This is a genomic window from Streptomyces daghestanicus, assembly GCF_020521275.1.
Lineage (GTDB): Bacteria > Actinomycetota > Actinomycetes > Streptomycetales > Streptomycetaceae > Streptomyces > Streptomyces griseoviridis.
Window position 1 is genome coordinate 13,093 of sequence record NZ_BNDX01000007.1, and the last position, 13,219, is coordinate 26,311.

Here is a 13,219-nt window from a genome sequence, read left to right on the forward strand (position 1 = left end):
ATAGCGATTGATCCCAGCACGACCACGCAAAGACCGCATGACATTTCAGGCGGTGAACTGCTTCGGCGAAAAGGTCAGCGGCCTGGCCGCCGACCGCTAGGGCCGGGTCGCAGCCGGCCCGGGGCGCGGGGGCGCCGAGGGACATGAGCTTGGCTTCGACACATTCGTGCTCTTGCTCCTGTTTTCTTACTTTCTGGGCGGAATGGTAGGCAGTGTGCGGGTTACGGGTTTCCTGAAGCCTCGTACGGGTGAACCCGCGCGCGTGATGGGCCCCAGCTGAGAACCTGGTCGGCCCGCAGGCCGACGCGTTCGATCCGGGTGCGGCGTTTCGTGCCCCCGCCGACGAGCACCGCCGGTCGGTGATGACGGAGTTGGCCGCCGACCACAGCGACAACGAGCGGGGCTGCAACTCGTTCGATCTTCCGATCTCGAAGCAGACCCAGGCCCACCACTTCCGCGTCCTGCGCGAGGCAGGTCTCATGGACGAGACCGACTACGGCAACCGCAGGGGCATCCGGCTACGACGCGCGGACATCGAGAAGAGATTCCCCGGACCGCTCGCGCTCCTGGAGGCGCCGTAGCAGGCCGTTGAGCCGGTCGAAGATGTCTTCCTTCCGCCAGGCGGCGAAGCAGCCGTAGACCGTCTCCCCCGGAGCGGAATCGTGCGGCAGGTACCGTCACGGGATGCCCGTGCGGTCGACGTGGAGGATGGCGTCCGTGCTGCGGCGCAGGTCGTGTTCGGGCGGGCGGCCGGTGTCCGGCCCCTTGCTCCTGTGCCCGGCCCGCCAGGCGGTGAGCGCGGGCCGCCGGGCGGTGAGCGCGGGCCCGATCGGTTCCCAGCGTGCATCGGACAGGCCGCTGGGATACGGGCGCTGTCGCGTCATGTTCCGGCAGTACCGTCAGGCATGGCACCGCCCCAGGGCGCAAACGGCGTCAACCGGGGCGCTTTGGGATCAGACGGGAGCGTCTGGGCTCAAACGGTCAGGTCCGTGGAGACTGCTGCCGCGCAGCCGCATCGGCCACTCTCACCTCGGCAGCGACAGACCCGCTCGCCCTTCGAAGCACCACCGAACACTCCCGCCGGGACAAAACGCTCTTCGACCGCCTGTTTCTGGACTCTGTGCCAGCAGGTCAAAGAGTGCCGGTGGTGAACTGACACGCTCAAGCCGCTACCGGACGAGGTGGCTCTCGATGTGGTCGATCACCGCTGACACGGCCTGCCGGTAGGCGGTGCTCGACCGGCGGACCTGGGACAGCAGCATGCCGCCCTGGACGGCGGCCAGCAGAGCGGTGGCGAGCGCGGCGGTGTCGGCACGCTCGCTCAGCTCGCCGCGTTCCTGCATGCGTGCGAGTCCCGACCTGATGGGGCCTTCCCACCGGTCGAAGGCGGAGACGAGTCTGGTCCGTGCCGACTGGTCGCCGTCGGCGAGTTCGCTGGCGAGCGAGCCGATCTCGCAGCCGCCTTCGCATCCTCTCGCGTCCTGCCGGCTCCCCGCTCTGTCGCACCACTCGCGCAGGGCCTCGATGCTGTCCAGGTTGTCCAGCAGCGGACGCTGCTGGTCGAGCCGGGTGTCCGTCTGGTGATCGATGACCGCCAGGACCAAGCCCTGTTTGTCACCGAAGTAGTGGTAGATCTGCGACGCGCTGACCCCGGCCGCCGCCTGAATGTCCGGGATGCTCGTGCCCCCCGCACCACGGTGGAACATCAGCTCCGCAGCGGCTTCGATGATGCGTTCGCGGGTCTTGCGGCCGCCCTTGGTGAGCCGCTGCTCCTTCGGTTCTTCGGCCTTCACTGAAGCGCTCATGCACCCACGCTACCCAAGCTGGAATTGACATTCCAACTTTGCCCGACCGATGATCCTGGAAAGGTCATTCCATAAGGGAGGACCGTCTCTTCAGACAGGTGAGCGCTGTGTCCCTCGACCCGCAGATCGAGATCCTGCTCGAGCAAGTCGCCGCGAAAGGCGGACCGGCACCCGAAACACTGACGGTGGCGGAGAACCGCGCGTTCGGGCGCGCCTTCGGCGCCCTGGCCGGTACTCCCGTACCGGTCGCCGACGTCCAGGACACCACGGCCGTCGCCGACGGCCGCGGCATACCCGTCCGTATCTACCGGCCCTTCACCGAACCGGATGCCGGGCCGCTGCCCGTGACGCTCTTCTTCCACGGCGGCGGATGGGTCTTCGGTGACCTGGACACCCAGGACAACATCGCCCGCACCGTGACCAGCCGCTCCGGCACGATCGTGGTCTCCGTCGACTACCGGCTGGCACCCGAGCACCGCTTCCCGGCCGCGGTCGACGACGCCTACGCGGCGCTGACCTGGGTCGCGGGCAACGCCCCCGGCTTCGGGGGTGACGGCGGACGCATCGCCGTGTTCGGCGAGAGCGCCGGCGGCAACCTTGCCGCGGTTCTCGCACAGGACTCCCTGCGCCGCGGGGGACCTCGCATCACGCTCCAGGTGCTCGCCTACCCGGCGGTCGACCGGTTCGACGACAGCCCCTCGATGTACGAGAACATGACGGGCCCGGTCCTCTCCCGTTCCTACCTCGAGTGGTTCTGGGGCGCCTACCTCAGCACCCCGGACCAGGGAGCCGACCCACGGGTCTCGCCGGCGCGCTGCGACGAACCGGCCGGACTCGCTCCCGCCGTCATCGCCACCGCCGAGAACGACCCCCTGCGCGACCAGGGCGACCACTACGCCCGCAAGCTGGCCGACGCCGGTGTGCCGGTCCAGCACCTTCAGGTCGAAGGAGCCGTTCACGGCTTCCTCTCCTTCACCGGCTCGGTACAACTCTCGCGGGACGTACTGAACCAGCTCTCGGACGCCGTGGCCACGGCCTTCAACTGACCCGGCCCGTGCCGCACCGCCGGCACACACCCCTGCCGCACCCAAGCAGGGCAGCTACCGCCACTGCGCCGACCCTCGCTGAGGCGGCCGGTCCACAACCGCCCGGACCGGCCACCTCATCCGCGAACAACCCGTGACCATCCCGACCGATACACCGCTCAACAACCGGTCACAGCCTCTGTCCACCGAACAGCAGGCCCTCACGCCCGGAAAACCCCAACGAACCCTGACCAGCCCGCAACGAGATCCAGGAACAGACACTGAACCCGCCCTCCGACCCGCCACGCCCGGCCGCCGGAGTCAGAGCGCCGGTGAACGGTGACACCTGCAGGACGCGGAAGACGCGAATTCCAGTGCGACAGCGATTCCAGTGCGACAGCCCTCCTGCGTGAAGCCTTTCCGGCACGTCCGGCACAGCCCCCTCGGACCGGGAGGCGCTTCACACACGGGAGCGCAGACAGGCACGGCATGGTGTCACCTGCGCCGTAAACGAGCCCGCCCGCATCCAGCACCACCAACCCCACCAGCCCCACCCCCAGCACCCCCACAACCTCGCGACCAAGCCGCCAACGACCTCACCACCACCACCCCCACCCCCGCCGCCGCCGCGCTGCCCCGCCCGGACGCGGGCAATCCCGCGTGGGAACCCAGACAACGGCGGCCCGCTTCCGCAACTGGTCGGCCAGGGAGAGGGCTGTCTCCACGGACGGTGGTTCGCAGAAGCATGGCGCACACAGCGACCCCGGCGGCAAGGCCGTCCAGGACACCCAGGCCAGGGCAGGCCGCCCGGACACAGGCGGCGGTGACAGGCCGGAGCACGGAGTAAGCGCACAACAAGACCCCCAAAGCCCACCGGCACCAGCCCAGACGCCCCCCAGAGGGTCAGCGAGGTTGGCCCAGCACAGGTCCACGCGGGCCCGCGCCCAGCACAGCCGCAGCCGGGGCCGGGGCCGGGGCCGGGATACCGACGAAGACGCAAACGGCGCGGTCCACGCACTGCGCACCGACAGCAACGCGGTCGGTGGAGACCACCACCACCTTCTCCCAGGCATGGATCAGATCCACCCACCAGCCCAGGGAAAGACCGAGCCGCGGCACAGGACCGGATCGTCGGAAAAGACCAGGGCACTCACCCGGACCGCCAGCTCCACCTGGCAGGCAGACCCACCCTCGGCCTCCTCCCGGACAACGAGCAATGGGGAGTTCGCGTACTGAGCGGCGAGGACACCGGTGGGGACCAGGACCGTCAGGACGACCGCCGGGGCCCCGCTCGCGCGGCGCAGCCGGGCGGGCGCTGTGACGCCCTTGCCGAGCCTCAGGTGGAGGTAGCGGTGTGCGGCGGCCCAGGCGACGATGCTCACGGCGGCGGACGGTGGCTTCCTGCGCGAGGGCGCTCACGCCGCTGCTGCAGCCGGTGGGAACGGACTGGAGGCGGATGGCCCGTCGTGGATGCCGGGGCCGGGGTGTCGGCGCATGGCGGCGGGGTGCTCCGGGGAAGTTGTCGAACAGTCGGGGTCGGCTGGTCCGGGGGGGCGGGGTGCCCGGTCAGAGGGACGGCCGCGTCGGACGGCGGCAGTGGGGGTCCGTCTGTCTGCTCGCGCGGGTTCACTGAGGGCGGGCCAGGCCCACGTCGTAGGCGAAAATGACGGCCTGTACGCGGTCGCGGACGTCGATCTTTGCCAAGATGCGGCTGACGTGGGATTTGACCGTCGACTCGGCCAGGTGGAGGTGGGCGGCTATCTCGGGGTTGGACCATCCCATGGCGACGGCGCTGAGAACTTCGCGTTCCCGTTCGGTCAGGGCGGCCAGTTGGCGCCGCTGCGCGCAGCTGAGGACCGGAGCGCCGGGCGTCCGTTGGGGGTGCGAGGTGGTGAAGGCGTCGATGAGTCTGCGGGTCAGGCTCGGGGAAATGACGCTGTCGCCGGCCGCCACGGTCCGGATGCCGACGACGAGTTCCTCGGGGCGTGCGTCTTTGAGGAAGAAGCCGGCCGCGCCGGCTCGCAGGGCCTCGTAGGCGTACTCGTCGAGGTCGAAGGTGGTCAGGACCAGGACCCGCGAGCGACCGCCGGACTCGGCGATGCGGCGGGTGGCCTTGATGCCGTTGACGCCGGGCATCCGGACGTCCATCAGGACGACGTCGGGGCGCAGTCGCGCGGTCAGGCGAACGGCCTCCTGCCCCTGGGAGGCTTCGCCGACGACTGAGATGTCCGGCTGTGCTTCGAGGAGCATGCGAAAACCCAGTCGCTGCAGGGTCTGGTCATCGACGATAAGGACGGTGGTCATATGCGGTGCTCCTCCTGGGCGGCGCTGGGCAGGGTGCGAGAGGTGTTCAGGACGGTGTGGACGCGCCAGCCGCCGGTGCGGGTCGGGCCGGCGCTGATGCGGCCCTGGTAGAGGGCGGCGCGGTGGCGCATGCCGACCAGTCCTTGCCCGCTGTGCCTGGTGTGCCGTTCTCTGTCCGCCGCACGGGCCGGGCCGGTGTCCTCCACCATGATGTGCACCGATTCCCCGTTCCTGTGCAGGTCGACGGCGACAGTGGTGTCGGCCGCGGCGTGTTTGAGAGTGTTGGTGAGGGCTTCCTGCACGATGCGGTAGACGGTGAGCTGAAGGCCGGGACTGAGCGGTGTCAGGTCCCCGCTGGTGTGCAGGGCGGCGGCGGGACCGGCGGCGCGGACGCGGTGGAGGAGCGCGGGCAGGTCCTCAAGGGTCGGCTGCGGGGCGAGCGGGGTGGTGTCCCGCGGTGTCGCGGGGTTGTCGACCACGAGGAGCAGGCGGCGTAGTTCCGCGAGGGCCTCGCGGCTGCTGTCGCCGATGAGGTCGAGGGCGTCGGCGGACTTCTCCGAACGGGATCTGGCCACGGCGGCGGCTCCGTCGGCAAGGCCGATGATCACGGCAAGGGTGTGGCCGAGGATGTCGTGCATCTCGTGGGAGATACGGGTGCGTTCCGAGGTTGCGGCCAGGCGGGTCTGCTGCTCTCTTTCGGTCTCCAGAGCCACGATGTAGGCCTTCGCCAGATGTCCGGTGAGGGCCAGTCCGGCGCAGGCGGTGACGGCGAGCATGGCCAGCAGAGTGATGATCTCGGGGCGCTTGGCGTGTTGCAGTCGGCCGCTTCCCCAGAACGCCGCGATCCACAGAACGAGCTGGGCGGCGGTGACCGTGCAGGCGAGGACCAGCTGGCGGTGTGTGCCGTAGCGGCCAACGTTGCAGAGCGCGACGACCCGGGCCGCGTCGGCGCCGTTGAAGACGTTCAGCGGCAGCGCGAGGACGGAGGCGGTCGTGGTGATCGCGAACACCGGGCCGGGCCGTCGTTTCCGCCACAGCAGCGGAGTGGTGTAGGCGAGGGTGAGGACGATCTCGCTGGGCAGGTGGGCGCGGTTGGCCGGATTGAGCAGGGAGGGCAGTGCGAGGACGGCGCAGAAGACGGGCACGGCCCACAGCCGCAGCCGGGGGTGGTCGCGGTCGAGCATCCGCCAGGCGGCCAGCCCGCTGATGATCGACACCGTGAGGCGGTGGTCGGGATCGCTGGTCAGTGACCGCGGAAGCCGGGAAGCATGGGGCAAGGTGCCGCGTACGGCTTCTCGGGGGGTCGGCTCGCTCATGGCAGGTGGGGCCTCTTCGCTGTCCGGGCAGGCCGCCCGCCGCTCCATGGGGAGCGTGAACTGGCGGGCGGGGGCAAGGGACCGGACAGCTGATGCGCGGTGCACGGTGCGCTGTCCGGGCCTCGGGGACCGCCTGCCGCCCCTCGGGGGGCCGGCAGGCGGGGTCGGGGTGTGCCGGGGCTGTGCCTACCCGAGGGGCGCGGGCGCCGTCGGCTCCTGGTCGTTCTGCGCGGGGATGCGGGTCTGGTGGTCGCGTTCGGCCAGTACCCGGCGGAGCTTCTCGCCCTCCACGTCGACGTTGGGCAGGAGGCGGTCGAGCCAGCGGGGAAGGGCCCAGGCCCGTGCGCCGAGCAGGGTCATCACCGCGGGCACGAGGGTCATGCGGATGACGAAAGCGTCGAACAGGACCGCGGTGGCAAGGCCCATGCCGATGGATTTCACCAAGGCGATGTCGTCGAGGAGGAACCCGGCGAACACCGAGATCATGATGACAGCGGCGGCGGTGACCACGCGGGCGCCATGGCGGAACCCGGTGACGATCGCCTCGGTGGGGCCGGCGCCGTGGACATACGCCTCGCGCATCCCGGAGACGAGGAACACCTCGTAGTCCATGGCCAGGCCGAAGACAACGCCGATCAGGAGGATGGGCAGCAGGCTGACGATGGGTGCGGTCTCGTCGACGCCGAAGACGTTCTTGAGCCAGCCCCACTGGAACACGGCGACCAGCACACCGAGGGTGGCGGCGACACTGAGCAGGAAGCCGGCTGCGGCCTTGATCGGGATCAGGACCGAGCGGAACACGAGGAGCAGCAGGACCAGTGCGAGTCCGACGACGACGGCCAGGTAGGGCACCATCGCCTCGCCGAGCTTGGCGGAGACGTCGATGTTGAGCGCGGTCGTGCCGGTCACCATCACCTGCGTGCCGCTGTCCTTCTCCACCGCGTCGCTGCCCTCGCGGATGTCGCCGACCAGGTCGACGGTCTCCTGACTGGTGGGCGGGCTGCTCGGCACTGCGGTGATCAGGGCGACGTCACCGGCCTCGTTGAAGACCGGGGGCCGTACGGTGGCGACGTCGTCGAGGCCCTTCAGCATGGCGGAGGTGGCCGTGGCCGCGGTCTTGGCGTCGTCGCCGTCCCGGGCGTCGACGACGATGGTCAGCGGGCCGCTGAAGCCCGGCCCGAAACCCTTGCTGAGGGTGTCGTAGGCCACGCGCTGGGTGCTGCCGGGGGCGGCCATGCTGTCGTCGGGCAGGGTCAGCCGCAGCGACAGTGCCGGAATGGCCAGCACGCCCAGGCCGACGACTGACGCCAGCAGCATCCTCCAGGGGTGGCGGGTGACGAAGCGGCCCCAGCGAACGCCCATCGTGGGGCGCCGGCCGTGCTGCTCGGCACGCACGCGGCGGGTGGTGAGGCGGCCGTGGGCCACGCGGGTGCCGGTGAAGCCCAGTGTGGCCGGCAGGAGGGTGAGAGCGACCAGTACGGCGACGATGATGGCGAAGGCCGCGGCCAGGCCCATGGTGGTGAGCATCGCGATGCCGATGACGCTCAGACCGGCGAGCGCGATGACGACGGTCAGACCGGCGAAGACCACCGCCGAGCCCGCGGTGCCCAGGGCCCGCCCGGCGGCTTCCTCGGGCGCGTGCCCCTCACGCAGCTCCGTGCGGTAGCGGGAGACGATGAACAGGGCGTAGTCGATGGCCACCGCCAGACCCAGCATGAGCGCCAGGGTCTGCGCGTTGGAGGCCATGTCGACGAACGACGAGGCGACGGTGATCGCGCACAGGGCGATGCCGACGCCGACGACCGCGGACACCAGCGGCAGTCCGGCCGCGACCAGTGAACCGAAGGTGACGACCAGGACGAAGGCGGCGACCAGCAGGCCGATCAGTTCGGCCGCGTTGCTCTGCTCCTCCTCCAGCACCGCGTTGCCGCCGAGGCTGATCTTCAGGCTCGCCTTCTCGCCCTTGTCCGCCACTTGATGCAGGGCGTCCGACGCGGCGGGAGTGATGTCGGCCTGCGGGACGGCGTAGGTCACCTGGGCATAAGCGATGTTGCCCGAGGAGCTGACCAGGCCGGCGGTGAAGGGGTCGGTGACGCTCGCCACCTGCGGTGCCTTGCGCAGGTCGGCGACCAGCGCCTCCACCTCCTGCTTGTGCGCGGGGGACGTCAGCTTCTGCCCGCCGGGAGCCTCGATGACCACACGAGCCGTGGCGCCGGCGGCCGAGGCCTGCGGGAACTCCTTCTCCAGCAGGTCGATGGCCTGCTGCGACTGGGTTCCGGGAAGGGTGAAGTCGTCCGTCGTGCTGCCCGAGAAGCCGCTGACGCCGATGACCGCGGCGACGAGCACCGCGATCCACGCCGGCAGCACCAGCCGGCGCCGCCGGAAGGCGAGCCGGCCGAGCCGGTAGAGAAAGGTGGCCACGAAAATTACTCCCACCAGGAGGGAAACGGATGTGTGAGGGCGGGCCCGACAGGCTCCGCCCATGAACGTAGAAGTCGCCTGCGGCCGGAAAGAGGTACTGGAGGACGAATCCGCGCCCGGGGCGGTACCCCGGTACCGGGCGGTGTCCTCCTCAGGGCGGACGTGCCGGGCCTCAGCCGGCCGGGTGGGCGGCGATGAGCGCTTCGGTCGCGTCCCACAGCTCCCGCTGCACGCGCGGGTCCCGGCCGGGCTCGGGGCACTGCAGAGGACGGGCGTCTCGGGCGGCGAAGTAGCCGCCGGTGGTGCCCGCGAACGCCGGGTCGGTGGCCAGCCGCACGATGATGCCGGCGCCCTTGCGGGGATCACCGATCCTCAGCGTGTTCAGCACCCGCTGCAGAACGGCGGAGCCGGGCAGGTCCCGGCCCAGGCCGGTGGCGTTGAAACCGGGATCGCAGCAGTTCACGGTCACCTTGTCCGCATCCAGGCGGCGGGCCAGCTCCTGCGTCCACATGATGGTCATCAGCTTCGTGCGCCCGTACAGCGGCATGGACTCCCTGCGGGTGTAGGGCTCGGTCCGCCGCAGGTCCTCGGCCGGAGCGATCGTTTTCGCCTGCCGGGCCGCCTCGGAGGCGACGTTGACGATCCGGGCCGGCGCCGAGGCGCCGAGCTTCGCCGTCAGCGCCTTGGTCAGGACGAACGGGCCGAGGTAGTTCACCGCCGTCATGTCCGTGAGACCCTCGGCGGTGATGCGCTGCGCGAAGGCGTGCAGGCCGGCGTTGTTGACCAGGACGTCCAGTCGCGGGTAGCGCGCGGCGATCTCCTCGCCTGCGCGGCGGGCGTCGGAGAGCAGACCGAGGTCGGCGTGGAAGACATCGACGGGCTCGTCGGTCACCGCCTTCAGGTCGGCGACGAGGGCTTGTGCCTTGCCGCGGGAGCGGGCCACGGTGCCGATGCGGTAGCCCCGGCGGGCCAACTCGAAGGCGGCGATGCGACCCAGTCCGGAGGTGGCTCCGGTGATCACGGCGACGGGACGATCCATCTCACAACCCATTTCGTGAGGTACCTCATGATTATGTTGTGTGAGGATACCCGACCCATGGAGCGGCACGAATCAACAACGGCAGCCGGTGCCCCCCGAGCAAGTGGGCCTGTCCTTCCTCGCCCTCGCGCACAGCTCGCGCGAACAGGTCGACCAGCGCATGCCCAGATCGTCGAAGGCCTCGCGCGCCTCGGCATGGCCGCCCGGAGCGGCGACCCCGAGGACCGCCGCCGTAGGACCGTCCCCCTCACCGGCATCGGCCGCACGGCACCAGGAACTCCTGAGGGATGCGCCCGGAGTTCGGTGCGCGCCATGAGCCTGGAGCCCCATTGAGCGCCGGCAGCGCCGTTCGGTGGATCGGCCGTGCCGGCGCGCGCACGTTGGACGCGTCGGATCCGGGAGCTTGTGTTCAGCTCGTGGTCGAACCCTTGGTCAACGCGTCCATGAGGAGGTCGATGAGCCGACGGGCCTGCTCTTTGCCGCCGTGCCGCACGGAATAGGCGATGCCGCCCATGAGGAGGAGGACATCGTGGGGGGTGACGTCGGTTCGCAGGCTGCCGTCGTGGGCGCCGGCATCGAGGAGGGTGGCGACGGCGTCGGTCAGGAGTGCGCGGCTGTCGCTGTACGGGTCGACTCCGGAGGCGATGACCGCGTTGAGCGCTGCGGACATGCCGCTCTTGGCCGTGGCGTACTCGAGGAAGTGTTCCGTCCAGATGCGAGTGGCCTCGGCGGCCGGATGCCGGGTGAGGAGGTCTGGCACCTTCTCACACACGCGGGCGAGTTGGTGTCGGTAGGCGGCGTCGATGAGGGCTTCCCGTGTCGGGAAGTGCCGGTAGAGCGTGCCGACACCGACGCCGGCCTGCTTGGCGATGGCGGCCGGTGCGGTGTCCAGCCCCTGCTCGGCGAAGACCCGCGCGGCGACCTCCAGCAGGCGTCCCCGATTCTGCAGCGCATCGCTCCTGGTCCGGCGAGGGGTGGGGGGCATGCGGGTTCCTCCGGCGCCTGTCTTCGGTTGCTTTCCGGAACGCATTCCGCTTAACTCCTAACCGGAATACATTCCGGTAACACTCTACTCCAGGAGACTCCCATGCCGACTCCGTCCGACAAGGCGGTACGCCAATGGTTCATCACCGGAGCCTCCGGCGGCCTGGGCCGCCATCTCACCGGACACGCCCTCCAGCGTGGCGACCGCGTCACGGCCACGGTCCGCCACCCCGCAGCCCTGGAAGACCTGCATAAGACGTACGGCGACCGGCTGACCGTCGAGATCCTCGATCTCACCCGGCCGGCCGACGTCGACCAAGTGGTCGGCAGAACCCTCCGGTCCGGACCGGTGGACATCGTGGTCAACAACGCCGGATACGCAGTCGTGGGCGCCGCCGAGGAGATGACCACCGAGCAGATCCGCGACCAGATCGAGGTCCTCCTGCTCGCTCCCATGCTGATCACCCGGGCCTTCCTGAAGCCGATGCGCGAGCAGGGCGGAGGCCGCATCATCCAGATCTCCAGCATGGGCGGCCAGATCGCCACACCCACGCACAGCTCCTATCACGCGGGCAAGTGGGGCCTGGAAGGCTTCACCGAGAGCGTCAGCCGCGAAGTGGCCGACTTCAACATCCACCTCACCCTGGTCGAGCCCGGCGCCACCCGCACCGGCTTCGCCTCGGCCCTGCGCTACACCACCGAAACGGCCGCCTACCGTGACAACGCCGTCGGCCGGACGCGGCGTTATCTGGAAGCCGCTGACGACAGCGTCTTCACCGGTGACCCGGCCAAGCTCGCCGCCGCCATCTACGACACCACCAGCCACCCGAACCCACCCCTGCGCCTACCTCTCGGTTCCGACACCTACGACGCCATCCACACCGCACTCACCAGACGTCTCACCGCACTCGAGACCCAGAAGGATCTTGCGGCATCTGTCGCTTTCACCCACTGACCCGACCCGCCGACACGACATGTCAGCAAACGTCGCCGCAACCACCGTGTCGCGCATCTCCACAACCGCGGCATCCGGAAAGTCCAGCACGTGGTCCCACCCAGCACTCCTACGCCACCCCACCAGGCTCCGCCGGCAGATGAGTGCGCGTCCGAGGCAAGGAAGGCTGCGTGGATGCCGTCGCGTATCGCCCAGCGGATCCGCAGGCGACGGGACCCGTGCAGATGGGCGAACGCCCGCTCCACGGCCCAGCGTTGGGCGTCCGGGCCGGAGCCGTGCCCGGTGCCGCGGCGAGCGATCAGCGGTTCCACACCGAGATACCAGACCAGGCGGCGGTCCTTGTCGTGGTCGTAGCCACGGTCGCCCAGCACCGCACCCGGGCGGCGCCGAGGCCGGCCACACTTACCGCGCACCGGCGGCACGGCCTGGACGAGCGCGATCAACCGGGTGACGTCGTTTCGGTCGCCGCCGGTCAGGGTGGCGGTGAGCGGGCTGCCACTGGCGTGGGTGATCAGGTGGTGTCTGCTGCCCGCCCTGCCCCGGCCGACAGGGCTTTGTCCGGTCTCGGCTAACCCCTTCAACGCCCGGATGTGGGAGCCGTCGACGGCCGCCCGGGAAAAGTCCAGGGCGTTCGGGCTCCGAAGCTCGGGCTGCGCTTCCCCTCGACGGACGGGCGAGGTCCGGCGGCGGAGGTGGCCCAGCAGTCCCTGAGCCTGATCGCCGGACAGCTCATGTGGCCACAGCTGATACAGGACGACTTCATCCCGCCCGGCCCCGCGGAGACCACCGTCGTGGACGGAGCGGTCACCCTCATGCTCAGCCGCCACGGCACGGCCGTCTGACGCACGGAACGCATCCCCGTGACATGGTCGGGGGCGGGACCGCCGTAGCCGCTTCCGCCGCCGCGGCGATACGGCCTGGGCCAGGCGATCCCGCCGGCGAGGTGGTGGTCCTCCCAGCCGGTGTGAGCGCGCAGGGATGGCCGGCACCGACCGCCTCCGCGGAAGCGCAGTGGAGAGTTTCTGTGTCGAAGAGAGGAAGACCTCCACGCTGTATACGCCGAGGTACTCCGGAGCGGCGCGCGAGAGCAGCGGTCGTACGGGCCGGAGGCCCGCTCCGGGGACGCCGGTCCGGCCGCCGATCGCCCCGGACCCGCTGTCCGACGGGCAGCGCGCGGCCCCGTTCCGCCGGGCCGGCCGCCCCGCTGCCCGCCCGGCGCCCGGCCACAGCCAGCAGTTCGCCATCGGGCGCGGTGACCGCCGCGTCCCTTCGGCGGCCGATACTGCCGCCACGGCGTGACAGTGGTGGAGCGACGACATCGACGACGACACGAAAAGGCCGCCGCACCGACGGGCCGGCCGTTCCCGCGG

General features: G+C 70.3%; 11 protein-coding genes and 2 pseudogenes. 4 read left to right on the forward strand and 9 right to left on the reverse strand.

Annotation, left to right across the window (positions count from 1 at the left end; genetic code table 11):
- The first annotated feature begins 284 nt into the window (after positions 1–284).
- Positions 285–581 (forward strand): ArsR/SmtB family transcription factor, encoded by a 297-nt coding sequence (locus tag Sdagh_RS07420; protein ID WP_190076871.1) that lies wholly within the window; start codon positions 285–287, stop codon positions 579–581.
- Here the strand turns inward: Sdagh_RS07420 and Sdagh_RS07425 are convergent.
- Together Sdagh_RS07425 and Sdagh_RS07430 are read right to left on the reverse strand one after the other, a co-directional pair.
- Positions 549–884: pseudogene (locus Sdagh_RS07425) on the reverse strand (transposase); the annotation flags it as partial. The gene Sdagh_RS07420 and the pseudogene Sdagh_RS07425 sit on opposite strands and share 33 nt — an antisense overlap.
- 285 nt (positions 885–1,169) lie before the next feature.
- Positions 1,170–1,805, reverse strand: coding sequence for a TetR/AcrR family transcriptional regulator (locus Sdagh_RS07430; RefSeq protein ID WP_189425081.1), 636 nt, complete (start codon positions 1,803–1,805; stop codon positions 1,170–1,172).
- A gap of 98 nt (positions 1,806–1,903) precedes the next feature.
- On the opposite strand from Sdagh_RS07430, the gene Sdagh_RS07435 reads away from it, so the two are divergent.
- Positions 1,904–2,851: an alpha/beta hydrolase gene (locus Sdagh_RS07435; protein ID WP_226534817.1), complete on the forward strand. Its 948-nt coding sequence runs from the start codon at positions 1,904–1,906 to the stop codon at positions 2,849–2,851.
- Between the two features lie 1,055 nt (positions 2,852–3,906).
- On the opposite strand, the gene Sdagh_RS07440 is transcribed toward Sdagh_RS07435, so the two are convergent.
- The 6 genes from Sdagh_RS07440 to Sdagh_RS07465 all read right to left on the reverse strand — a co-directional run bounded on the left by Sdagh_RS07440 (position 3,907) and on the right by Sdagh_RS07465 (position 10,895).
- Entirely contained in the window at positions 3,907–4,212 is a 306-nt protein-coding gene (locus tag Sdagh_RS07440; RefSeq protein ID WP_189425079.1) for a hypothetical protein, read from the reverse strand.
- A 244-nt stretch (positions 4,213–4,456) separates the two neighbouring features.
- Positions 4,457–5,134, reverse strand: a complete 678-nt coding sequence (locus Sdagh_RS07445) for a response regulator (RefSeq protein ID WP_190076850.1) — start codon at positions 5,132–5,134, stop codon at positions 4,457–4,459.
- Positions 5,131–6,351 carry a sensor histidine kinase gene (locus Sdagh_RS07450; RefSeq protein ID WP_226534819.1) on the reverse strand — a complete coding sequence of 407 codons (1,221 nt, stop codon included), beginning with the start codon at positions 6,349–6,351 and terminating at the stop codon, positions 5,131–5,133. Before Sdagh_RS07450 ends, Sdagh_RS07445 begins: the two co-directional genes overlap by 4 nt.
- A 285-nt stretch (positions 6,352–6,636) precedes the next feature.
- Positions 6,637–8,871: an MMPL family transporter gene (locus Sdagh_RS07455; RefSeq protein WP_190076848.1), complete on the reverse strand. Its 2,235-nt coding sequence runs from the start codon at positions 8,869–8,871 to the stop codon at positions 6,637–6,639.
- 172 nt (positions 8,872–9,043) lie between these two features.
- Positions 9,044–9,910: an SDR family NAD(P)-dependent oxidoreductase gene (locus Sdagh_RS07460; protein ID WP_226534821.1), complete on the reverse strand. Its 867-nt coding sequence runs from the start codon at positions 9,908–9,910 to the stop codon at positions 9,044–9,046.
- Between the two features lie 409 nt (positions 9,911–10,319).
- Positions 10,320–10,895 (reverse strand): TetR/AcrR family transcriptional regulator, encoded by a 576-nt coding sequence (locus Sdagh_RS07465; RefSeq protein ID WP_189419522.1) that lies wholly within the window; start codon positions 10,893–10,895, stop codon positions 10,320–10,322.
- A 102-nt stretch (positions 10,896–10,997) separates the two neighbouring features.
- Between Sdagh_RS07465 and Sdagh_RS07470 the strand changes: the two genes are divergently transcribed.
- Complete coding sequence (locus Sdagh_RS07470) at positions 10,998–11,849, forward strand: SDR family oxidoreductase (RefSeq protein ID WP_190076847.1); 852 nt, start codon at positions 10,998–11,000, stop codon at positions 11,847–11,849.
- 123 nt (positions 11,850–11,972) lie between these two features.
- Here the strand turns inward: Sdagh_RS07470 and Sdagh_RS07475 are convergent.
- Positions 11,973–12,496: pseudogene (locus Sdagh_RS07475) on the reverse strand (transposase); the annotation flags it as partial.
- Positions 12,497–12,541: 45 nt separating this feature from the next.
- Between Sdagh_RS07475 and Sdagh_RS07480 the strand changes: the two are divergent.
- Entirely contained in the window at positions 12,542–12,691 is a 150-nt protein-coding gene (locus Sdagh_RS07480; protein ID WP_189419518.1) for a TetR family transcriptional regulator C-terminal domain-containing protein, read from the forward strand.
- The last annotated feature ends 528 nt before the right edge of the window (positions 12,692–13,219 follow it).

Excerpts from the sequence above, each read along its gene's own strand:
- Sdagh_RS07430 (WP_189425081.1), bottom strand. The coding sequence starts at position 1,805 with ATGAGCGCTTCAGTGAAGGCCGAAGAACCGAAGGAGCAGCGGCTCACC.
- Sdagh_RS07445 (WP_190076850.1), bottom strand. The coding sequence starts at position 5,134 with ATGACCACCGTCCTTATCGTCGATGACCAGACCCTGCAGCGACTGGGT.
- Sdagh_RS07460 (WP_226534821.1), bottom strand. The coding sequence starts at position 9,910 with ATGGATCGTCCCGTCGCCGTGATCACCGGAGCCACCTCCGGACTGGGT.
- Sdagh_RS07465 (WP_189419522.1), bottom strand. The coding sequence starts at position 10,895 with ATGCCCCCCACCCCTCGCCGGACCAGGAGCGATGCGCTGCAGAATCGG.
- Sdagh_RS07470 (WP_190076847.1), top strand. The coding sequence starts at position 10,998 with ATGCCGACTCCGTCCGACAAGGCGGTACGCCAATGGTTCATCACCGGA.